The organism is Aeromonas sp. s4 (assembly GCF_040907855.1).
GTDB lineage: Bacteria > Pseudomonadota > Gammaproteobacteria > Enterobacterales > Aeromonadaceae > Aeromonas > Aeromonas caviae.
Genome location: NZ_JBFOCP010000037.1, coordinates 17,164 through 37,241 on the forward strand (window position 1 = coordinate 17,164; position 20,078 = coordinate 37,241).

20 protein-coding genes and 1 riboswitch are annotated in these 20,078 nt (G+C 61.9%); of the genes, 10 read left to right on the top strand and 10 right to left on the bottom strand.

All coding sequences use genetic code 11. The annotated features are described in order from the left end of the window. Positions 1-169: 169 nt before the first annotated feature. The gene (locus tag AB5Y89_RS12310; RefSeq protein ID WP_368223869.1) at positions 170-2,242 is read right to left on the bottom strand and encodes a tRNA(Met) cytidine acetyltransferase TmcA; all 2,073 of its coding nucleotides are present in this window, start codon (positions 2,240-2,242) and stop codon (positions 170-172) included. Further along, the gene (locus AB5Y89_RS12315) at positions 2,239-2,553 is read right to left on the bottom strand and encodes an HlyU family transcriptional regulator (RefSeq protein ID WP_048208524.1); all 315 of its coding nucleotides are present in this window, start codon (positions 2,551-2,553) and stop codon (positions 2,239-2,241) included. The genes AB5Y89_RS12310 and AB5Y89_RS12315 overlap by 4 nt, the downstream gene beginning before the upstream one ends. Before the next feature lie 138 nt (positions 2,554-2,691). On the opposite strand from AB5Y89_RS12315, the gene AB5Y89_RS12320 reads away from it, so the two are divergent. From AB5Y89_RS12320 to AB5Y89_RS12330, 3 genes are all read left to right on the top strand, one after another. Beyond that, positions 2,692-2,898 carry a bacterioferritin-associated ferredoxin gene (locus AB5Y89_RS12320; RefSeq protein WP_268451430.1) on the top strand — a complete coding sequence of 69 codons (207 nt, stop codon included), beginning with the start codon at positions 2,692-2,694 and terminating at the stop codon, positions 2,896-2,898. Between the two features lie 131 nt (positions 2,899-3,029). After that, a complete protein-coding gene (gene bfr / locus AB5Y89_RS12325; protein WP_010675778.1) occupies positions 3,030-3,509 on the top strand; it encodes a bacterioferritin in 480 nt (159 codons plus the stop codon). A gap of 250 nt (positions 3,510-3,759) precedes the next feature. Then, positions 3,760-4,218, top strand: coding sequence for a methylglyoxal synthase (locus AB5Y89_RS12330; protein WP_041211864.1), 459 nt, complete (start codon positions 3,760-3,762; stop codon positions 4,216-4,218). A gap of 64 nt (positions 4,219-4,282) precedes the next feature. Here the strand turns inward: AB5Y89_RS12330 and AB5Y89_RS12335 are convergent, their stop codons facing one another. Continuing rightward, on the bottom strand, positions 4,283-4,870 hold the full coding sequence (locus tag AB5Y89_RS12335; RefSeq protein ID WP_041213974.1) for a superinfection exclusion B family protein: 588 nt from the start codon (positions 4,868-4,870) through the stop codon (positions 4,283-4,285). 190 nt (positions 4,871-5,060) lie between these two features. Next, positions 5,061-5,167, top strand: a riboswitch (yybP-ykoY riboswitch). A gap of 89 nt (positions 5,168-5,256) precedes the next feature. Between AB5Y89_RS12335 and AB5Y89_RS12340 the strand changes: the two genes are divergently transcribed. Continuing rightward, the gene (locus AB5Y89_RS12340) at positions 5,257-6,243 is read left to right on the top strand and encodes a sodium:calcium antiporter (RefSeq protein WP_368223870.1); all 987 of its coding nucleotides are present in this window, start codon (positions 5,257-5,259) and stop codon (positions 6,241-6,243) included. A gap of 94 nt (positions 6,244-6,337) precedes the next feature. Here the strand turns inward: AB5Y89_RS12340 and ansB are convergent, their stop codons facing one another. The 3 genes from ansB to AB5Y89_RS12355 form a co-directional block, all read right to left on the bottom strand. Further along, positions 6,338-7,396 (bottom strand): L-asparaginase 2, encoded by a 1,059-nt coding sequence (gene ansB, locus AB5Y89_RS12345; RefSeq protein WP_048208529.1) that lies wholly within the window; start codon positions 7,394-7,396, stop codon positions 6,338-6,340. A gap of 129 nt (positions 7,397-7,525) precedes the next feature. After that, complete coding sequence (locus tag AB5Y89_RS12350; RefSeq protein ID WP_042015137.1) at positions 7,526-7,720, bottom strand: heavy-metal-associated domain-containing protein; 195 nt, start codon at positions 7,718-7,720, stop codon at positions 7,526-7,528. Positions 7,721-7,831: 111 nt separating this feature from the next. Beyond that, the gene (locus AB5Y89_RS12355) at positions 7,832-8,782 is read right to left on the bottom strand and encodes an AEC family transporter (protein ID WP_368223871.1); all 951 of its coding nucleotides are present in this window, start codon (positions 8,780-8,782) and stop codon (positions 7,832-7,834) included. Positions 8,783-8,916: 134 nt separating this feature from the next. Between AB5Y89_RS12355 and treR the strand changes: the two genes are divergently transcribed. The 4 genes from treR to AB5Y89_RS12375 all read left to right on the top strand — a co-directional run bounded on the left by treR (position 8,917) and on the right by AB5Y89_RS12375 (position 13,854). Beyond that, positions 8,917-9,864 carry a trehalose operon repressor TreR gene (treR, locus tag AB5Y89_RS12360; RefSeq protein ID WP_041211765.1) on the top strand — a complete coding sequence of 316 codons (948 nt, stop codon included), beginning with the start codon at positions 8,917-8,919 and terminating at the stop codon, positions 9,862-9,864. 186 nt (positions 9,865-10,050) lie between these two features. Then, positions 10,051-11,481, top strand: a complete 1,431-nt coding sequence (treB, locus tag AB5Y89_RS12365; protein WP_039039721.1) for a PTS trehalose transporter subunit IIBC — start codon at positions 10,051-10,053, stop codon at positions 11,479-11,481. 88 nt (positions 11,482-11,569) lie between these two features. Continuing rightward, positions 11,570-13,234 carry an alpha,alpha-phosphotrehalase gene (gene treC, locus AB5Y89_RS12370; RefSeq protein WP_368223872.1) on the top strand — a complete coding sequence of 555 codons (1,665 nt, stop codon included), beginning with the start codon at positions 11,570-11,572 and terminating at the stop codon, positions 13,232-13,234. After that, on the top strand, positions 13,234-13,854 hold the full coding sequence (locus AB5Y89_RS12375) for a sugar O-acetyltransferase (RefSeq protein WP_368223874.1): 621 nt from the start codon (positions 13,234-13,236) through the stop codon (positions 13,852-13,854). Before treC ends, AB5Y89_RS12375 begins: the two co-directional genes overlap by 1 nt. 87 nt (positions 13,855-13,941) lie before the next feature. Here the strand turns inward: AB5Y89_RS12375 and AB5Y89_RS12380 are convergent, their stop codons facing one another. Then, positions 13,942-14,400 (bottom strand): Lrp/AsnC family transcriptional regulator, encoded by a 459-nt coding sequence (locus AB5Y89_RS12380; RefSeq protein ID WP_039039724.1) that lies wholly within the window; start codon positions 14,398-14,400, stop codon positions 13,942-13,944. A gap of 105 nt (positions 14,401-14,505) precedes the next feature. Between AB5Y89_RS12380 and AB5Y89_RS12385 the strand changes: the two genes are divergently transcribed. Then, entirely contained in the window at positions 14,506-15,372 is an 867-nt protein-coding gene (locus tag AB5Y89_RS12385) for a DMT family transporter (protein WP_368223875.1), read from the top strand. A 53-nt stretch (positions 15,373-15,425) separates the two neighbouring features. On the opposite strand, the gene AB5Y89_RS12390 is transcribed toward AB5Y89_RS12385, so the two are convergent. Next, the gene (locus tag AB5Y89_RS12390) at positions 15,426-16,919 is read right to left on the bottom strand and encodes a histidine-type phosphatase (RefSeq protein ID WP_368223876.1); all 1,494 of its coding nucleotides are present in this window, start codon (positions 16,917-16,919) and stop codon (positions 15,426-15,428) included. 383 nt (positions 16,920-17,302) lie between these two features. On the opposite strand from AB5Y89_RS12390, the gene AB5Y89_RS12395 reads away from it, so the two are divergent. Next, entirely contained in the window at positions 17,303-17,635 is a 333-nt protein-coding gene (locus AB5Y89_RS12395; RefSeq protein WP_039039727.1) for a hypothetical protein, read from the top strand. A gap of 114 nt (positions 17,636-17,749) precedes the next feature. On the opposite strand, the gene AB5Y89_RS12400 is transcribed toward AB5Y89_RS12395, so the two are convergent. Together AB5Y89_RS12400 and AB5Y89_RS12405 are read right to left on the bottom strand one after the other, a co-directional pair. After that, positions 17,750-18,349 (bottom strand): Yip1 family protein, encoded by a 600-nt coding sequence (locus AB5Y89_RS12400; protein ID WP_029314835.1) that lies wholly within the window; start codon positions 18,347-18,349, stop codon positions 17,750-17,752. Between the two features lie 237 nt (positions 18,350-18,586). Further along, entirely contained in the window at positions 18,587-19,930 is a 1,344-nt protein-coding gene (locus AB5Y89_RS12405; RefSeq protein ID WP_043152903.1) for a potassium channel family protein, read from the bottom strand. Positions 19,931-20,078: the final 148 nt, after the last annotated feature.

A 20,078-nucleotide genomic window follows, 5' to 3' on the forward strand; every position in this document is an offset into this window, starting at 1 on the left:
GTGGCAATGGGCAAAACGCGAGCAGGGAAGAGGGAGAAACGGGTCCCGGGGTGGCCGCGCCTTGAACGGAGAGAGCTTCAGCCATGGTGAGTCGAATCGATGTGCAGAACCCGGAGGGCCCATTGGTTCCTCCCGGGCTCCGTGGTTTTCTGCCGTGCCAGAGGCGGGGTCAGCCCGCTGGTGCTTGCTGAGCCAGCAGTCTGGCCAGCAGGGAGCGCAATGCTTTTATCAGGGCGGGTTTGCCCGCGACACCCTGTCGGGCAGCCAGCTCTGACCAGGGCGCATATTGCCAGATGGTGGCGATCAGCAACCGTCGTTCATCCTGACTCAACCCGTCCAGCATCATCACTCGCCGGAGTAGCCAGCGTTGCAGTGTCGCCTGGCACAATTCGAATGGCTTGTGATGGTGGGCAAAGCAATCGAGTTCCCGATGTTCGAATTCATCCAGATCCGGCACATGAGTGACAGGTCCGCCTCTGAGGGATAGCCAGACCAGTTCGGTATCCAGCCTCTTGAGTTCACCCGCCAGCAGGGCCGGCAACTGGCTCATGAAACGCTGTCGCCATTGCGCCAGCTCGGCGTGATATTCCGATTGCAACGGCATCAGCAGCAAAGCTGCATGACTGCCGCTGGCCGCATCGCGCTGCAGACCAAGACGCAGCACCTTCAATCCCGCCTTGAGCCAGAATGGCAGCAGATCTGGACTGGCGGAGAAGGCAGATCCCAGATAATCGACCCCTAGTGCCCGATAATGTGATACCAGCTTGTCCAGCAACCGGGACCCCAGCCCGAGACGATGAAGGGCAGGATGGATGGCGATGCGCATCACCCTGGCATAAGAGCGCTCCCCCGCCGTCACGAAACCGGCGTGGGCCAGCAGCGACTGGGGCAGCAGATGTCCACGAGGGCGCCTTCGTCCGGCCCAGATCGCATGCGCCAGATCAGGGGGGATATTGCCCTCCCGCGCGACCAGCGCCACCCCGAGCAACTCCTGTCCCTGCTCCATCAGATGAATGTCGAGATCCGGCCCCTCCAGCAAATACCGCAGATCACTGGGGCTGGTCTGGTAGTGAGCCAGCACGAGCAGGCCGAACACCCGATTGAGCAGCGCGTCATCACGGGCCAGCTCATCTTGTCCGACCAGGCGCCAGGTCGGTGATGTCGGGGGATGAGGTGCCGATATGTCGGCATTCAGACCAAGGAGCCGGAAGATCAGAGGCTCCAGCGGATCGCTCAGGCTCCAGCGAATGGGCTCCACCAGGTGCAGCTCCTGCCAATCCGGGGTTTGCTCATCGAGTACCCTCTTGAAGCGCAGATGAAAGCCGCGCCCCGTCCCCTCATAGCCGTGCTCCGTTGTAGCGAAGACAATGCGACTGTGACGGGCCAGCATGGCTTCCAGCAGCGGGGTCGGGATGGCGGCGGCCTCATCCACCAGCAACAGATCCGCCAGCACGTCTCCTTGAGCGGCCCGATCAGGGGACACATAGCTCAGACCGGCCAGCCGCTCAGGCATCTCTGCCAGCGCTCGCTCTGCATGGGCAAAAAGTGTCGCCACTGTAGCGTGGGAAGGGGCCGTCACCGCTATCGTCAAGACCGGATCCCGACTCAGCAAGTCGGCGCTCGCCAGCCCCAGCACGGCGCTCTTGCCACGACCGCGATCGGCGCTCAGCACCAGGGGGCGACGGCGATGGCCGTGCAACACGTTGTGGATGGCGGGTAGCGCACGGGCCTGATCCGCGCTCAGCGGCCGGTCCCCGTCGAGAGGCTGCCAGGTAATATCACAAGAGGCAGGCGTCAGATCTCGCGCCGGATCTTCTTCCAGCAACCGTACCAGACGGGAGATGAACCCCTGCCCGGCACGATCGACCTCCTCTGGCTGGGCGACCAGCCTCTGACGATCAGGGTCTGGGTAGGTCGGCCATGCCTCCCGCGGCGGGGTCAGCAGAAGCAAGAGCCCCCCAGCCCTCAATGTCCCCGCCAAGGCACCGAATGCATCGGGGTGAAAACCGCTGAAGGCATTGAATACCAGGGTGTCGCACTCCTGACCGAGCCGTTGAAGCGCCTTGGCGGCAGGCTGCGGAGCATGACGCTCAGGACCCTGCCCCAGCCAGAACACCGCCCCCCACAGCAAGGATTCGGCACGAACGATGCAGTCATCCTCCTCCCCTTCCAGCCAGATCAGACGCCGCTCGCCGGCAGAAGCGATAGCGTGGCGCAAGGCGAGCAGCTCGGCTGACATCATGGAGCTGGGCTGGCGTCTGGCTTCACACGGGGTTCAAACATGCGCTCCCCCATCTGGTCGATGAAGGTATGGGCCTTTTGCACCATGAAGCGCTCGGCATCCGCCGGGTTGGCAAAGAGATCGGAGCGGATGAAGCGATGGGTCTGTAATTGCCCGTCGATCTCCCTGGTGATGCGACCTGCCAGCCTGTATTGCCCCCCTTCCGCCATGGGCTCGGGATAGATGAGATAGCCCATGTATTCGATGGGCTCAACCTCGGGGCTCTGGGCGATCTCTCCCTTGAACAGGGCATTGAATAGTCTTTTGAACATGTTCGCATCCTCTCTGATGAAGGCATTCTCCCCAAGGGTGGAATCACTGGCAAGCTCGGGATCTTATTACCATTCGTTCTTTGCACTACGAACTATTCTCATTTAGATTTCATCTCATTCCAACATGAGGTCCAGATTATGTACGTGTGTTTGTGCCGCGGCATCACAGATAACCAGATCCGCAAGGCGGTACAGGCAGGCAAGACTGAATTCCGACAGTTGAAACAGTCGCTGGAAGTCGGTGCTCAATGTGGTAAATGTGTGCGCATGGCGATGGAGATCATCGCTACCGAAATCGACAAGATGCAGTCAGAGCAGGCACCGCTCTATTACGAAGTGGCGTAAAATCGCCGACTTCTCGTCTTCATCTCTCCTTCTGCCCTCCAGGGGACGACTTTCCCCATCACGTTATGGTCATGTTTCTGGACTAAGCTCTAGTGATCGTTGCCTAGGCTCGAAAACGAGGAGTAATGTCGATGAAAGGAGATCCCAAAATCATTGCCCACCTCAACAAGGTGCTGGCCAATGAGCTGGTTGCCATCAACCAATACTTCCTGCATGCCCGCATCTATGATGACTGGGGCCTCAAGGGGCTGGGGCACAAGGAGTATCACGAATCCATCGATGAGATGAAACATGCCGACGAGCTGGTCAAGCGGGTGCTGTTTCTGGAAGGGCTGCCCAACTTGCAGGATCTGGGCAAGCTACGCATCGGTGAGACGGTGGAAGAGATGCTGCGCTGTGACTTGTCTCTGGAGATGGACGCCATCCCCGACCTGAAAGTCGCCATCACCTATGCCGAGTCCGTGCAGGACTACGTCAGCCGCGACCTGTTCCAGGAGATCCTGGAAGATGAAGAGGAGCATGTGGACTGGCTGGAAACCCAGCTCGATCTCATCGCCCGTATCGGTCTGGAAAACTACCAGCAATCCCAGCTCCATGCCGAGTCATCCTGAATCGCGATGACATCAAGAGACAATCCCAACCCGCCCAGGCGGGTTTTTTCATGGCACCAGCGGCAGAGATCTTGCCCAACGATACGGTAGCCAACCTGGTTGCTGACAAGGCAGGCCAGAGGCTGTCAGGATGGCAGGCGCCGGATTGAACCGCCTCCGGGATCACAGTTACGATGCATGGGGCAGCGGCAGGCGCCGCTTTCGATTAGGATACGACCCCATTCCCATCATTTTGCTACGGATGACCTCCATGGAACTGATTGCACGCGAGATGGCGCCCCACAAACGGGTTGCCCTGGTGGCTCACGACAACATGAAAGCCCCTCTGCTGAACTGGGTGCTGCGCCGCAAGGAAGAGCTCAAGCTCCACCACCTCTATGCGACCGGCACCACGGGCACCCTGCTCGGCAAGAAGGCACAGCTGCCCATTACCTGCCTCTTCTCCGGCCCCATGGGGGGGGATCAGCAGCTCGGCGCCCTCATCGCCGAAGGGAAGATAGACGTGATGATCTTCTTCTGGGATCCCCTCAATCCCGCCGCCCACGATCCTGACGTCAAGGCCCTGCTGCGCCTCGCGGCCGTCTGGAACATCCCGGTCGCCACCAACGAGGCGACGGCGGACTTCATCATGGACAGCCCGCACATGCAGCAGGCATTCAGCGTCCAGGTGCCCGACTACGCCGGCTACCTCAAGGCCAGAACCGAATAAGCAACGCCAGACAGCAAAGAGCCGGAACAGATGTCCGGCTCTTTTCTTTCATGGGGGGAGAAGGTCAGCGCTGGAGGCTTTTCTGCGCGAATTTTGGCCTGGCATTCATGATCTGCTCCACCTGCTCGTCGCTCATCTTGCCCCGCGACAGTCCCAGAACCTTGTAGGTCAGCAGAGGGCGCGCCGGCAAGGCGATCATCAGGGCGCGGATCTGGTTCTCGTCCTCCTTCTCTCGCGCCGGCTTGCCGTAGGCGTAGGTGAGCACGCCGGCATCCATCAGGTTTTTGACGGCGGGTTCGGTGATCGGCAGGTTTATGACGCTTTTCCGTTGCAGTACGAACTCCCGCAGCACCGCCTTCTCGTTGAAGTCGAGGAAGCCAATCATCTGGGCCAGTTGATCCTGCTGGCGGCGGGACTGCCACTCGTCACAGGCCCACTCCCAGGCGATCAGGAAGCCCTGACTGCAGAAATAGGAGATGGCGATCAACATGCCGACCCCAAGCCAGGCCGCATGAGCCGTGGCCCACTGGCTCACGGCGCCTTTCATCAATCCGGCCGGAAACAGCAGGATGATGCTGCAGCAGAGCAGCAGCCAGACCATCAGCCAGTTGAGGCGATTAAGCTGGTAAAAATGTTGGATCCACCGTTTCATCGTTCACCCTTCCCAAGTCAATGTGGACAGTAGCCAACTCGTAGCAATCGCTGTGCCAGCACAAGGATCCTCGTAAAAAGATCAGGATCCCGGACGGGAGAGTCGAGGGGTTGTCACATCCTTTTACAACTTGTCGCGCGGATCATCCCCTGTTGGCCTTGCGCCTCACCGAGCCACTTGGTAAAAAGCCCGCACTGTCACTGGGGAGTAGCAACCCGCCCGAAATCCGGGCAGGGCCCATGTCAACACTCTTGGATCCACAGATCCATGGCATGGGCGGCGATAGCACCTATCGTCCTGCAAGACCTTTGGCCTCGATATGCACGCCAGCCGGGCGAGCCGTATCGGGTCCATCGGTTGTTCTGCTCGCCTGGCGGTTACTCATCATGCTGATCACCCTGCTGTTATTTCTGATCTCTGCCGTCACCATCTATCTGGCCTGCGAATACTTCGTCAACGGCATCGAATGGACCGGCCATCATTTCAAACTGTCCCAAAGCGCCACCGGTTCTCTGCTGGCTGCCCTCGGCACGGCCCTGCCCGAATGCATCGTCACCCTGACCGCGCTGCTGATGGGGGATGCCCCCGCCCAGCAGCAGATAGGCATAGGTGCGGCCCTCGGCGGCCCGCTGGTGCTGGCTACCATAGGCTATGCTGCCGTCGGCGTGACCCTGCTGCTGTGCATGAGCCGGGAGCACAGAGCCATCAATGGCGAGGTGCAGCGCGAGATAGGCCGCGATCAGGCCTGGTTTGCCGGCATCTTCCTGTTGGCCGTGCTGCTTGGCATGGTGGCCTTCACCGGTAAAACCTGGCTGGCCCCCCTGTTCGTGTTGATGTACCTCCTCTATGTGCGACGTGAGCTGAAACAGACCGACAGCCACGATGCGGAATTGCCCTCCCCCCTCATGCTGGATCCGCACGCCAGGATCCCGGCGCTCGGCAAGGTGCTGCTGCAAACCCTGGTGGCGCTCGGCGTGGTGGCGCTGGCGGCCCAGCTGTTCGTTCACCAGCTGGAGAACATGGGCGAGCTGTTCGGCCTCTCGCCGGTAGTGGCCGCCCTGTTGCTGAGCCCGGTGGCCACCGAAATGCCCGAGCTGATGAACGTGCTCATCTGGGTGCGGCAGGGCAAACACCGGCTGGCACTGGCCAATATCTCCGGCGCCATGATGATCCAGGGCACCATTCCCAAGGCGTTCTGCCTGCTGTTCACTCCCTGGCTGCTGGACAGCACCATGATGGCCTCCTCGCTGGTGACGCTGCTGGCGGTCACGCTGCTGTGGTGGGGGTTCAGTCGGGAGCGGATGACGGCGGGCAGGCTCGCCCTGGTGGGACTGGTTTACCTGGGTTTCTGCGGCTGGCTGATGATGAGCTGAGGGCCGGCCTCTGCCTCTGGCGCAACAAGAAAGGGCAGGATCCTATCCTGCCCTTCATCTCACGGGGTAGTGTCAATCAGACCGATCCGAGGTCTTAGAACTGCTGGAACCAGCGCTGGATCTGGGCCGGATCCTTGCTCTGGGTCAGGGCGAGCATCAGCAGCACCCGCGCCTTCTGCGGGTTGAGGGTCTCGGCGGCGACGAAGCCGTACTTGGCGTCATCGATCTCGGCATCCAGGGTGGTGGAACCGGTCGGCACGCGGGCGGAACGCACCACGCGAATGCCGTCCTTGCTCGCCTTGGCCAGGGTGTCGAACAGGGTGTGGTAGAGGTTGCCGTTGCCCACCCCGGCGCTGACGATGCCGTCGAACTTGGCATCCACCAGGGCCTTGGCCGGCAGATCCGAGGCGTTGGCGTAGCTGTAGACGATGCCGACCTGGGGCAACTTGTCGAGCTTGCTCACATCGAACGGGGTCTTGCTGGTGTGCTGGCGGGCCGGGCTGCGCTGGTAGTCGATCTTGCCGTTGTGGATGTAGCCGAGCGGGCCGAAGTTGGGGGAGGCGAAGGTCTGCACTCCTGTGGTGTTGGTCTTGGTGACGTCGCGGGCATCCAGCACGGTGTCGTTCATCGCCACCATGACGCCACGTCCCTTTGAGGCGGGGTCGGAGGCAGTCACCACGGCGTTGTAGAGGTTCATGGGGCCGTCGGCGCTCATGGCGGTGGAGGGGCGCATGGCGCCCACCAGCACCACCGGCTTGTCGCTCTTGACGGTCAGATTGAGGAAGTAGGCGGTCTCCTCCATGGTGTCGGTGCCGTGGGTGATGACGATGCCGTCCACGTCATCCCTGGCCAGCAGCGCGTTGACCCGCTTGGCGAGCGTGAGCCACACCTCGTCGTTCATGTCCTGGGAGCCGATCTTGACCACCTGCTCACCCTGCACGTCGGCCACGTTTTTCATCTCGGGCACGGCGGCGATCAGCGTCTCGATGGCCACCTTGCCGGCCTCGTAGTTGGACTGTGTGGCAGACTGGCCCGCCCCGGCGATGGTGCCGCCGGTGGCCAGAATGTGCACGCTGGGCAGCGCCATGGCCATGGGGGAGAGGGTCAGGCCGAGTACGGCGGCGATCAGGGTCTTGCGAATGGGAAGGGTCATGCTGCAATCCTTTTGGATGAGGGAATTGCAGCATTTTTATTCTTTTTAAACGGGATTTAAGTGATCACTCTCACCAATAAAAAGAAGTAAACAGAATATTAGTCTGATTTATACCAATTAAGTGATAATTCACTCTACCTGAAAGCCTCTCGCCTCGATCAGGGCGATCAACTCGGCTTTGCTCAGCTCGCTCTCGATGACGGCCTGGCGGCTGGCAAAGTCGACCGTGGCGGTGCGGACTGCTGGCTGGGCCAGCAAGGCCTTTTGCAGGCTGGCAGCGCAGCCGCCGCAAGACATGCCGGTAACGGTGAGTTCGATGGTCATGGGCTCTCTCCTCTGTCGATGTGCAATCAGCCTAAAGCTGCCGCCTCCGGCAAGGTCAAGGGCGAATGCCGATCCCGTCAACCCCGGGTCGTGCATCATGGCGGCGCCCCATCACCCCATCAGTCCCAGGTAGTTCATCAGGGCGGCCCCCAGGCTGGTAGTGACGAGCGAGCCCAGGGTGGTGGTGGCGATGATGTTGGCCGCCAGGGCGCTGTCACCCCCCATGGCGCGGGTCATCACATAGCTGGCGGCGGCGGTGGGGGTAGAGCTGATGAGAAACAGGATGCCGAGGGCCTGCGGGCTGAAGCCGAGCGCCCAGGCCCCCAGCACCAGCAGCACGGGGATGCAGCACAGCCGGTTGACCGTGGCCCAGCCGGTCAGCATGGCGCCGCCGCGCAGGGCCTTGAGGTTGAGGCTGGCGCCGGTGCAGAGCAGGGCCAGCGGCAGGGTCATGTTGGCGAAATAGTTGCCCGTGGTGATGACCAGCTGGGGCAGTTCGATGCCGAGCAGACCGAAGGGCAGGGCCGCCAGAATGGCGATGATGAGGGGGTTTTTGACGATCCCCTTGAGTATGGGTGTGAGCCCCTTTCCGCCCCCCAGGCTGCGGGTCAGGGTGATCACCGCGAGCACGTTGTAGAGCACAGTGATGGAGCCCACCAGCAGGGCGGCGGCCCCTATCCCCTCCGGGCCGTAGGCGTTTTGCACATAGGCCAGCCCCATGATCCCCATGTTGCCGCGAAAGCTGCCCTGCACGAAGATGCCTCGCAATTTCTGCTCGCTGATGAAACGGGCCGCCAGTACCTCCAGCACCAGGAAACCGGCGAGGGTGCCGAGCAGGCCGTAGAGGATGAGCCAGGGGCTCGGCATGGTGGAAAAATCGGTGCGCACCATGCTCAGGAACAAGAGAGCTGGCAGGGTGACCTGGAACACCAGACGGGAGGCGGACTCGACGAAGCTGTCGGGCAAGAGACCCAGCCGCTTGAGCCAGATGCCGAGTACCAGCACCAGACAGATGGGGCCCGTGATGGAGAGAGAGAAGTGCAGACTTGCCAACAGATCCATGATGCGCGTCCTGTGCAACGGCGAAGAAAGTCGCCTGGGAAAGGGCATTCTAACGCCATGGGCTTGTATTCACAGGAGTTAATCACAACAATGTCTGCATCCCGATTGTCGCCCTCCCCTGTCACGGATCCCCCATGGAAAAGAAACTGACCATCCTCGATATCGCTCGCCTCAGCGGGGTCGGCAAGTCGACCGTCTCCCGGGTGCTCAATCAGGATCCCAAGGTCAATGCCCAGACCAGGGCCAGGGTCGAATCGGTGATCGCCCAGCACGGTTTCGTCCCGAGCAAATCGGCGCGGGCCATGCGCAGCCAGAGCCAGCAGGTGGTCGGCATCGTGGTGTCGCGCCTCGACTCCAGCTCCGAGAACCAGGCGGTGCGCGGCATGCTGGAGACCCTCTACCAGCGTGGCTACGACGCCGTGCTGATGGAGAGCAAGTTCTCCCCCGCCAAGGTGAGCGAGCACCTGGCGGTGCTGGAGCGGCGCGGGGTGGACGGCATCATCCTGTTTGCCTTCAACGATCTGGACTATGCCGCCATGGCGCCGCTCAGGGAGAAACTGGTGCTGATGGCCCGCGAGCGCCCCGGCTTCTCGTCGGTCTGCTTCGACGATGACGGGGCGGTGCGCGCCGTGCTCGCCCACCTCGGGGAGCGTGGCCTGACCGAGGTCGCCTATCTCGGGGTGGAACGCAGCGATCTCACCACGGGGCTGCGTCGGCATCAGGCTTACCTCGACTACTGTCGGGAACAGGGGCGCACACCCCGCAGCGCCCTCGGGGATCTCGGTCTGCAAAGCGGCTATCGGCTCGCGGCCGAGCTGCTCACCCCCACCACCCAGGCCATGGTCTGTGCCAGCGACACCCTGGCCATCGGCGCCGCCAAATACCTGCAGGAGCAGGGTCGCACCGACATCCTGGTGAGCGGCCTTGGCAGCAATCCCATGCTGACTTTCCTCTTTGCCAACACCCTCAGCCTGGATTTCGGCTACAAGGACGCCGGCATCCTGGCCGCCAGACAGCTGCTCGACCAGATTGAAGAGGGGCAGCCCCCCAGAGCTACCATCGCCCCCTGTCAGCCCCTGTAGTCTATCTTTTCCTCCATTCCCGGCGTTTTGCGCTTTTTGTGACCAGTGCCACGAATTGGGAACGTTCCCATTGCCGATACCAGCCACTGGCTTCATGCTGATTGGGAACGATACCAATAAACGGGCGGTCCTTGGCCAGCCGGTAAAGACACGACCATTATTCATGGAGTCACAGAGGGAAGGCTCATGTCAAAAGTCAACACACAGCATCTGGCGCAGCTGATCGAGCGGATCGGCGGCAAAGAGAACATCACCACTGTCAGCCACTGCCTTACCCGGCTCAGGTTCGTGCTGGCCGATCCGGCCAAGGCCGACCCCAAGGCCATCGAGACCATCCCTTCGGTGAAGGGAAGCTTCACCCAGGGCGGCCAGTTCCAGGTGGTGATCGGCAACGAGGTGGATCAGTGGTACAAGGCGCTCACCCAGGAGATCGGCGTGAGCGGTGGCAGCAAGGAGGCCGCCAAGCAGGCCGCCCGCCACAACATGAACCCGTTGGAGCGCGGCATCTCCCACCTGGCGGAGATCTTCGTCCCCCTGCTGCCCGCCATCATCACCGGTGGTCTGATCCTGGGCTTTCGCAACGTCATCGGCGATATCAAGATGTTCGACGACGGCACCCACACCCTCACCGAGATCAGCCAGTTCTGGGCCCAGGTGCACGCCTTCCTCTGGCTGCTGGGTGAAGCCATCTTCCACTTCCTGCCGGTGGGTGTCTGCTGGTCTGCGGTGAAGAAGATGGGCGGCTCCGAGATCCTCGGCATCGTGCTGGGTATCACGCTGGTGTCGCCGCAACTGATGAACGCCTATGGCATCGGCCAGCAGACCCCGGAAGTGTGGGACTTCGGCCTCTTCGTCATCCAGAAGGTGGGGTATCAGGCCCAGGTCATTCCGGCCCTGCTGGCGGGTGTCTTCCTCGCATGGGTGGAGACCAGCCTCAAGCGCATCATCCCGGCCTATCTCTACCTGGTGATTGTGCCCTTCATCTCCCTGCTGCTGGCGGTGATCGTGGCCCACGCCCTGATCGGTCCGTTCGGCCGCTGGATTGGTGACGGCGTCGGCTTTGCCGCCAAGGCGGCCATGACGGGTTCGTTTGCCCCCATCGGCGCAGCCCTGTTCGGCTTCCTCTATGCGCCCCTGGTCATCACCGGCATCCACCACACCACCAACGCGGTGGACCTGCAACTGATGCAGAGCATGGGCGGCACCCCCATCTGGCCGCTGATCGCCCTCTCCAACATCGCCCAGGCGTCTGCGGTCGTCGGCATCATCCTGATCAGCCGCAAGGAGAACGAGCGGGAGATCTCGGTCCCGGCCGCCATCTCCGCCTATCTCGGGGTGACCGAGCCGGCCATGTACGGCATCAACCTCAAGTACAAGTTCCCCATGTTGTGCGCCATGGTGGGCTCAAGCTGTGCGGCTCTCATCTGCGGCTTCGCCGGTGTGATGGCCAACGGCATCGGGGTGGGCGGCCTGCCGGGCATCCTCTCCATCCAGCCGCAATACTGGGGCATCTACGCCATCGCCATGCTGGTGGCCATCGTGGTCCCCGCCCTGCTGACCCTGCTGGTCTACAAGCGCCAGCAGGCTGCCGGCAAGCTGGATCTGGCCACGGCCTGATCCACACAACCTTGGCGGAGCCCTGGCTCCGCCCTTTATCGTTGCCCTGTTCCAACTAATCCGGTTTCAACCAATGAGCGAACCAACCATGACACAGACACCCTGGTGGCAAAGCGCCGTGATTTACCAGATCTACCCCAAAAGCTTTCAGGATTCCGGCGCCCGTGGCACCGGTGATCTAAAGGGGATCATGGCCCGCCTCGACTACCTCAAGACCCTCGGCGTCGATGCCCTCTGGCTGACCCCGGTCTATGTCTCCCCCCAGGTGGACAACGGCTACGACATCGCCGACTACCTGAATATTGATCCGGCCTACGGCACCATGAGCGATTTCGAAGCGCTCCTGGCCGCCGCCCATGCGCGCGGCATCCGCATCGTGATGGACATAGTGGTGAATCACACCTCCACCGAGCACGCCTGGTTCAAGTCGGCGCTGGGGGACAAGCACAGCCCCTATCGCGACTACTACATCTGGAAAGATCCGGTGGACGGCGGCGTGCCGAACAACTGGCAATCCAAGTTTGGCGGCAGCGCCTGGGAGCTGGACCCGGCCACCGGCCAGTACTACCTGCACCTCTTTGCCCGCGAGCAGGCGGATCTCAACTGGGAGAACCCGGCCGTGCGCGCCGAGGTGAAGAAGATCATCCATTTCTGGGCGAAGAAAGGGGTCGACGGTTTCCGCCTCGACGTCATCAACCTCATCTCCAAGGATCAGGCATTCCCTGACGACGAGGTGGGGGATGGCCGCCGCTTCTACACCGACGGGCCGCGCATCCACGAATTTTTGCAGGATGTGAGCCGCGACGTCTTCGCCCCCGTGGGGGCCATGACGGTGGGCGAGATGTCTTCCACCAGCCTGGAGCACTGCCAGCGCTATGGCGCGCTGGATGGTTCCGAGCTCTCCATGGTGTTCAACTTCCATCACCTCAAGGTGGATTACCCGGGCGGCGACAAGTGGACCAAGGCACCGTTCGATTTCCTCGAACTCAAGCGCATCTTCAACCACTGGCAGTGCGGCATGCACGGCAAGGGGTGGTCGGCGCTCTTCTGGTGCAACCATGATCAGCCGCGCATCGTCTCCCGTTTCGGCGATGAGGGCGAGCATAGGGTGGTCGCCGCCAAGATGCTGGCCAGCACGCTGCACGGCCTGCAAGGCACCCCCTACATCTATCAGGGGGAGGAAATCGGCATGACCAACCCCGGCTATCAGCACATCGACGACTATCAGGATGTGGAGAGCCGCAACATCTTCGCCATCAAGCAGGCGGAAGGGATGAGCGAGGCCGAGATCCTCGCCATTCTCGGCGCCAAGTCCCGGGACAACTCGCGCACCCCGATGCAGTGGAGTGCGGCCCCCAAGGCGGGCTTCACCGCCGGCACCCCCTGGCTCAAGCCCGCCGCCAACTATTCCGAGATCAATGCCGAGGCGGCGCTCGCCGACCAGCACTCGGTGTTCTGGCACTATCGGGATCTCATCGCCCTTCGCAAGGCGCACCCCATCTTCACTCAGGGGGATTATCAGGAGCTGCTGACCGGGCACCCGCAGATCTGGGCCTATGTCCGCCGCGCCAACGGTCAGACCCTGCTGGTGGTGAGCAACTTCTATGGCAAGCCGGCGGCCTTCGAGCTGCCGGCCGAGCTGGCCGGTGGCAAGGGGCAGCTGCTGCTTGGCAACTACCCGGATAGCCCGGCCCGCCCGCAATCCTGCAAGCTGCGCCCTTACGAATCCCTGATCTGGCTGATGGAGCAATGATGACTGACGCAACAACAGTGCAGCGGCCCGCCGTGCGTGGCCCCGAGTGGCAGAAGATGGTGGCGGGAGCGCCCTATGATGCAGGGGACCCCGAACTGCGGGCTGCGCGGGAGCAGTGCCGCGCCCTGCTGGGAGAACTGAACCGAGAGCGAACCGATGCCCCTGGCTGGGATGAGCGCCTCACCCGCCTGCTGGGTGGCCGCGCAGAACGCTGTTTCATCACGCCCCCCTTCTTCTGCGACTATGGCACCAACATCTTTGTCGGCGAGAATTTCTACGCCAATTTCAACTGCACCATCCTGGATGTGTGCGAGGTACACATAGGCGACAACGTGCTGCTGGCCCCCGGAGTGCAGATCTACACCGCTACCCACCCGGTGGCGGTAGCGCCTCGCATCAAGGGGGTGGAGCTCGGCAAGCCGGTGCGCATCGGCAACAACGTCTGGATTGGGGGCAGCGTCGTCATCTGCCCGGGCGTCACCATAGGGGACAACAGCGTCATCGGGGCGGGGTCAGTTGTCACCAGAGACATTCCGGCAGGCGTGGTGGCGGTCGGCAATCCCTGCCGGGTCTTGCGCCCCATGACGGCAGAGGAGCTGGCGCCCGGAGAACCTGGCTGACACAGAAGGGGCAGGCCGTACCTGCCCCTGTTCGTTTCCCTGACGGCGCTCCCGCAATGCCGGCAAGGCTTCGGCGCAACCCCCTCTTTACCCGGGCAGCAAGGCGCCGCAACGCTTGTGCTGTCCCATGACCACCAGAGTCTTGAAACTGCGCACCTGGTCCCTGGCATGGAGCACCCGACGGGTGAACTGCTCGTAACTTTGCATGTCCCTAGCGGCCACTTGCAGCACGAAGTCCTGCTCCCCCGTCACATACCAGAGATCCATCACCTCGGGTTCCCGCTGCAGGCTGGCGATCATCTCATCGACGATGCGGCCATGATCCCGCTCCAGGGTCACCAGCACCAGCATGGTGATGGGCCAACCCATGGTGGACGGTGCCACCAGCGCCACTTCCCGCTCGATGAGACCGGACTCCCGCAAGGCGCGGACGCGGCGGTAGCAAGCTGGGGCGGAAAGACCGACCCTGTGGGCCAGCTCCGGCGTGGGCAGACGGGCATCCTGTTGCAGCTCGGCGAGGATGAGCAGATCAAATTTGTCGGTCATGGGGTTCATTAGATAAAAATTATCGCACAAGGCCAGTATTAGACCGGTTTTACCCAAGTCTCCAGATATATTTTACTGCCCATCGTCCTGCCCGGTATGAACACCATGCAACTCAATCCCAATGCCCTCTCCTCTCTTCTGGCCGTCTTGCTCGCCATGTTGTCGATCACCCTCGGCGCCTCCCTGGCCAAATCCCTGTTTCCCCTGCTCGGAGCCGCAGGCACGACCCTGTTCCGGCTGGGGTGCGCCGCCCTCCTTCTCTCCCTGGTGTTTCGCATCTGGCGTGTCCCCCTCGACCGACGCACCCTGCTGGGCGCCATCCCCTACGGCCTGTCGCTTGGGGCCATGAACCTGCTCTTCTATCTGGCCATCGCACGCATTCCCCTCGGCGTGGCGCTGGCCATCGAGTTCATCGGCCCGCTGACGGTGGCCCTGCTCTCCTCACGCCACCGGGCAGACTTCATCTGGCTGATACTGGCCATCGCCGGGCTGCTGCTGCTTTTGCCCCTGCGGGCAACACAGCAGGCCATCGATCCCCTGGGTGCCGCACTGGCTCTCGGGGCTGGCCTCTTCTGGGGGCTCTATATGCTCACCGGAAAGCGGGCAGGAGCCTTGCTGGGCGCACAGGCTCCGGCGCTGGGCATGTGGGTGGGCACCCTGCTGGTATTGCCCTTCGGGCTGGAGGGTGCGATCGAGGCGTCATTCACCGTCCCCGTGATCCTCACCATCATCGGGGTGGGGCTGCTCTCGAGCGCCATCCCCTACTCTCTCGAGATGTTTGCCCTGCGCCGCCTTCCCCTCAAGAGCTACGGCATTCTCACCAGCGGTGAACCGGCCATGGGAGCCTTGATGGGACTGGTATGGCTGGGCGAACAATTGCCCCCGTCCCAATGGCTCGGGATAACCGCCATCATCGCCGCCTCCATGGGCACCACCTGGCAGGCGGGTCGTCGACAAGCCGGCTCCGCCTGAACCAAAAAAAATCGGGGCCGGCGATGACCGGCCCCGGGGATGGCACGAGCGCGTCAGGACGAGTAGTCGTAACAGCGTTTGAGCTCGCCGAAGTCATAGAAGAAGCTGCCCACCGCAATGGGGGCGCAACCTGCCTTGAAAGCGAGCTCCTTCTCGTTGTAAAGCATCTTCACCAGCACCCGGCCGGCCTCGTTGCGGTAGACATCCCACTGGATGTTGGCCGCATAGGGAGAGACCCAGCCGCCACGCCATTCGTTGTTTTCCTGGCTCATCAGCACGCCGGGCTGGGCGCTCTGGCGGCTCCCTTCCAGCTTCATCAGGGCCGCCAGCGGGATCAGGGTCTCCGCATGGGCGAAGCGCAGCTTGGCGACATGCTCACCCGCCTCTTCCACCACCTGGGTCTGAACCTCGTTGAAGAGGCCGTCAAGCAGGGGCTGGGCCACGGCGTAGGTGACGCTCTGGCTGGCAAGACTCGGCCCCTTCTCGTAGAAGTCCTCGGCATCGGAAAGGTAGGAGAACCAGGCAGACTCCTCTGGCGTGATGAACTGCTCGAGATCCCAGGACCCGCCTTGTGCCTGCGCCTCCCGGATCATCCCCGGGCCGATGATGAAGAGGTTGTAGAGCATGAGGGCGGCGTCCACCTCGTCGCGCACATGGGTCTTGCCGCCGTCTTCCGGATTCACCGCCACGTAATCCACCCCGGCGGCCAGCTCGTCGACGAAGGCCTTGCTGTAGAGACGCTCGAGCATCTCGCGGGCCATCACCCGGGTCCTGGGCAGGGCCTTGAGCGCATCGAGGGCCTCGGTCAGCTCGGGAGCGGAAGCCACCCCGTTGTCTTCGTCCCCGACAAAGGCCTGATAGGCCTGGAAGGTGGGCAGATACCGGGTGTACTCCCCCTGCGGCTCGGTCTTGTGGAAGTAGAGCTCGAACTTGTTGCGCAGCCCCTTGTCGATCTCGGAAGGGTTCTCCTGGCTTACGTAACAGTCGGGGCTGTCGGTCACCAGAGAGACCCGTTTGGCCAGGCTCTGCATGAAGAAGTAGGCGCTTTCGTTGGCGCGATCCTTGCCCGATGTCTCGACCTTGAGGCAGAGGGGAGTCGATTCAGCGGTCAGCAGGGTGGGCAGCCGTTCGGCGAGCCGGGTCGCCAGGTTGACGTGCTCCTCCTTACCGAGCGCACTCAGCAGGCCATAGCCGAGGGTCTGGTTGGCAGCCGTGACGGCGTCCACCTTGGCGCCGAGCCGTTGGCCCAGCTCGGTCAAGGCCCCCTGCCTCGCGGCCTCCTCCCACACCAGCTTGGTCAGCACATCGTATTTGGGGCTCGACAGCGAGCGGGAGCCGTGGCGTGCGACCAGCTCGGTGAAGACGGGACTAAAGCCTTCAGGGGCAACCTCATAGCTGTTCATTGCCTGACGGGCGGCATAGACCGCCTTGGTGCTGTATTGATAGTCGCCGACGGCGGGCGAGGAGGAGTCGTTGCCCGAATTGCAGCCGCTCAGCAGGGTGGCCGCCACGCAGGCGGCAAGGGAAGAGACGCGAAACATAGTCATCCTTGAACCAGTGTGAAAATGAAGCCGCACAGTACGCACCGGATGTGACAATCCGGTGTCAGGTCTGGGACATGCACCTCTCTCCTGAAGGGTGAACACCCTCCAACCGGCCTGCTTCCTCCCCACAAAACATCATTCATATTTTTTGAACGTGTAGGCCAGTTTATCTCGCTAACAATGGCCGGGTGAGGCGCTTAATATTCACACATCGCTTAGGTAGGAGCGCCAAGCCGCAAAACAACTGGTCGTTCATGGCCGTCCCCCATCCATATGGGCGACAAACATCCGTGACAAAACAACACACCATTTGAATGACCTCTTGCAAGGATGCATTGATGCAGGCCTGTCAGGCCTTGCCAATGACATAAAAACCAAGAGAGTGAATGAACATGAAAAACGTGATCAAGATGCTGGCCGTTGCAGGCCTGATGAGCGCCGGTGTTGCCCAGGCTTCCGTCCCCGCCGACTTCAACGCCACCCCGGGTGTGCTGTTCGTGAACTGGCATGCCAGCGCCGCCATGGCCGGCAAGGCCAACCCCATGCTGGAGGTGCGCGATGAATCCGGTGATCTGGTAGCCTCCGTCCACGCCAACCTGATGGGTACCCAGCAGGTACAGATCCCGAGCCGCGCCCAGGGCAACCTGACCGTCAGCCTCGGCGATCAGAGCAGCGATTACCGCATCCCGTTCGGCATCGGCAGCGGCAATCCCCGCTGATCAACGCAGACGACGTCCCTCCCGGGTCTGGCAAAGACACGCCGACCAGGCGAGAGATCAACGACAAGGGCGCCATCAAGGCGCCCTTGTCGTCGTTGCCGTCGGCACGCACGGCTACTGGGTGAAGACGGGACCGAAGCCGGATCCCCACAGGATGGCCGTGGCAGCCAGCACGCAGACCAGCAGCACCAGGCCGACCGTCACCACTGAGCTGGCGTAGATGAATCCCTGCTCCTTGGTGATGTGCATCAGGATGGGCACGCCGATATAGAGCAGGTAGACGGAATAGGTCAGCCCGACCAAACCGATGAGCATCACGAACCAGAGATGCGGGAAGAAAGCGGAGAAGCCCACCATGAAGAGCGGCGTGGAGGTGTAGGCCGCCAGCTCCAACGAGGTCGTGTAGCTGGGATCCGAGCCGAAGGTATGCCCCATCCAGTGCACCAGATAGGAGAGTGCCAGCACGCCGATGATAAGGGTCACGTACATGGCGACCGACAGCTTGAATGCGCTGTTGGCGGTCAGGGTGATGGGATCGCCGACCCCGATGCTCCAGCCGATGTGAACGGCGGAATAGTAGGCGCAGATGGGAGGGATAAGGGCCACGAGCAGGATGTGGGTCAGACTGTTTCTGAAGCTGTCGTGCCGCTCGTCTATGGTATGCCATTCGGTGTGGGGATGGGCATACAATCCCCATAAGTGATTCAATATCATAGCGTTATTCCTTCTCTACATCGGTGGTTGGCGGATCGATACCGGGCTTTCTCCTCTGATTGCGTCATGTCCGGGCGCTGGTGGCGCCTTCGCTTGTCATGGCATGCGATGACTTTAAATAAAGTCGCTCCACCGCCGCTGCGTCAAGCAAGGTCGCCGGGACAGCCGGGAGGGATGGGAAGACAGCAGGAGGGCACCGGAGGCGGGCACTGATGGCACCCGCCGTCGGCGTTCCCGTCAATACTGCTTGGTTTTAGAGGCAAAACCCGCGAGGAAGAGACCGGTCAGGAACATGCCGCAGAAGGCTTCGATGGCCGACAGCAGTTGCAGCGGCGAGGAGGTCTGGGAGATGTCCCCATAACCCAGGGTCACGAAGGTGACGATGCTGAAATAGAGGGAGCGCCCCAGATGGCCGTGGGTTGCAGACTCCGGTGCCAGGAAATAGGTCAGGGTCGCCAGCAGGATCACCCCCATCGACATCAGCAGGCTTCTGATGGGACGCTCCCCAAACCCCCAGGTGATGAAGCTGATGAACTTACCCGCGCACTTGAGATAGCACAACAGGGAGAGCCAGCACTTCGTCATCGGACCGCTGCGCAACCAGCGCTCCCGGAACAGCTCCCGCGGGCTCGCCAGGGACTTCATCTCGTGCAGCTTCTCCTTGTAGTAGCACTCGCCGGCGTCGACGGTGTCACCCACGCTGGAGAAGAGACGCTTGGCATTGCGATAGAGTTTGCTCGCCTCGTTGTGGTCGATCCGCCCATTGTCGTTGTAGACCACCTCCACCTTGTCCAGGTTGGTGTGCTCCATGGTGGCATCGAAGTTCTTGGCGCTGACGCTGAAGTTTTTCAGCACCGCTCGGGAGGAGTGGAAGCGGATCTCCTCGCACTCTATGGTGAAGTCCTGAAAGACCCCGTCCTCCAGCGCCAGCTCCCGCTTCTTGGCCCAGGCCCTGTGGTCCCACAGCAGGGAGTCGAACAGATCGAGCCCGATCACCCCGCCATTGACCCTGACCCCCTTGGCCGAGCAGTGCCACAGATAAACCTTGGAGTTGTTGACGGCCCCATCGAGAGAGAGCTCGTCGAGACAGGTAAAATCGAGCAACCGCCCGGAGATGATGGGGCTTTTGAGGGTAACACCGCCGATGTTGAGCAGACGATGCTTGCCCAGCACCTGGGCCTCCCCCTTGTTGTTCTCCGAGACCGAAAGCAGGCTTTGCACCCGTTTCACCTCGTCATTGCCATGTTTTCCCGCCAGCCACATGCTGTAAGGCTCGAAACGGGTCTCCGAGCGGATGAGGCCGCTCTTGCGCAGGGATTCCAGTGCACTCGAGGCGCTCTCATACAGGCGGACCTTGTCGTCGCTCATGTAGACACAAAGGCTCAGCACGCAGCGGGAGCTGATGAAGCGGGCGATGCCGATCTGGAAGATCACGCTTTTTTCTATCTTCTGCTCCGCCATCCAGTCGTCGAAATGGGGCAGCGACGCCACCAGCAGCGCCCAGATACGGGGATAATCGTTCTCACGCCGCCACTCGTTGAATTGCTCGGGGGAAAGCTGCCAAAGCTCTGTTGCATTCATGCATGACCTCACTCAAGAAACCGATCCCGTTTTGCCGGGCCGGGGTGACGGCAGGCGTCGATCACGACAGGGTGATCCGGCGGGCGCAGCATAGGGACTCACCACGCCATCATACTCGGCAGACGGGCCAAGTCACTGGGAGGAAAGA

What these genes read in the sequence shown, in the direction of transcription:
- AB5Y89_RS12310 (WP_368223869.1), bottom strand. Translation starts at nt 2,242, where the DNA reads ATGATGTCAGCCGAGCTGCTCGCCTTGCGCCACGCTATCGCTTCTGCC.
- AB5Y89_RS12315 (WP_048208524.1), bottom strand. Translation starts at nt 2,553, where the DNA reads ATGTTCAAAAGACTATTCAATGCCCTGTTCAAGGGAGAGATCGCCCAG.
- AB5Y89_RS12320 (WP_268451430.1), top strand. Translation starts at nt 2,692, where the DNA reads ATGTACGTGTGTTTGTGCCGCGGCATCACAGATAACCAGATCCGCAAG.
- bfr (WP_010675778.1), top strand. Translation starts at nt 3,030, where the DNA reads ATGAAAGGAGATCCCAAAATCATTGCCCACCTCAACAAGGTGCTGGCC.
- AB5Y89_RS12330 (WP_041211864.1), top strand. Translation starts at nt 3,760, where the DNA reads ATGGAACTGATTGCACGCGAGATGGCGCCCCACAAACGGGTTGCCCTG.
- AB5Y89_RS12335 (WP_041213974.1), bottom strand. Translation starts at nt 4,870, where the DNA reads ATGAAACGGTGGATCCAACATTTTTACCAGCTTAATCGCCTCAACTGG.
- AB5Y89_RS12340 (WP_368223870.1), top strand. Translation starts at nt 5,257, where the DNA reads ATGCTGATCACCCTGCTGTTATTTCTGATCTCTGCCGTCACCATCTAT.
- ansB (WP_048208529.1), bottom strand. Translation starts at nt 7,396, where the DNA reads ATGACCCTTCCCATTCGCAAGACCCTGATCGCCGCCGTACTCGGCCTG.
- AB5Y89_RS12350 (WP_042015137.1), bottom strand. Translation starts at nt 7,720, where the DNA reads ATGACCATCGAACTCACCGTTACCGGCATGTCTTGCGGCGGCTGCGCT.
- AB5Y89_RS12355 (WP_368223871.1), bottom strand. Translation starts at nt 8,782, where the DNA reads ATGGATCTGTTGGCAAGTCTGCACTTCTCTCTCTCCATCACGGGCCCC.
- treR (WP_041211765.1), top strand. Translation starts at nt 8,917, where the DNA reads ATGGAAAAGAAACTGACCATCCTCGATATCGCTCGCCTCAGCGGGGTC.
- treB (WP_039039721.1), top strand. Translation starts at nt 10,051, where the DNA reads ATGTCAAAAGTCAACACACAGCATCTGGCGCAGCTGATCGAGCGGATC.
- treC (WP_368223872.1), top strand. Translation starts at nt 11,570, where the DNA reads ATGACACAGACACCCTGGTGGCAAAGCGCCGTGATTTACCAGATCTAC.
- AB5Y89_RS12375 (WP_368223874.1), top strand. Translation starts at nt 13,234, where the DNA reads ATGACTGACGCAACAACAGTGCAGCGGCCCGCCGTGCGTGGCCCCGAG.
- AB5Y89_RS12380 (WP_039039724.1), bottom strand. Translation starts at nt 14,400, where the DNA reads ATGACCGACAAATTTGATCTGCTCATCCTCGCCGAGCTGCAACAGGAT.
- AB5Y89_RS12385 (WP_368223875.1), top strand. Translation starts at nt 14,506, where the DNA reads ATGCAACTCAATCCCAATGCCCTCTCCTCTCTTCTGGCCGTCTTGCTC.
- AB5Y89_RS12390 (WP_368223876.1), bottom strand. Translation starts at nt 16,919, where the DNA reads ATGACTATGTTTCGCGTCTCTTCCCTTGCCGCCTGCGTGGCGGCCACC.
- AB5Y89_RS12395 (WP_039039727.1), top strand. Translation starts at nt 17,303, where the DNA reads ATGAACATGAAAAACGTGATCAAGATGCTGGCCGTTGCAGGCCTGATG.
- AB5Y89_RS12400 (WP_029314835.1), bottom strand. Translation starts at nt 18,349, where the DNA reads ATGATATTGAATCACTTATGGGGATTGTATGCCCATCCCCACACCGAA.
- AB5Y89_RS12405 (WP_043152903.1), bottom strand. Translation starts at nt 19,930, where the DNA reads ATGAATGCAACAGAGCTTTGGCAGCTTTCCCCCGAGCAATTCAACGAG.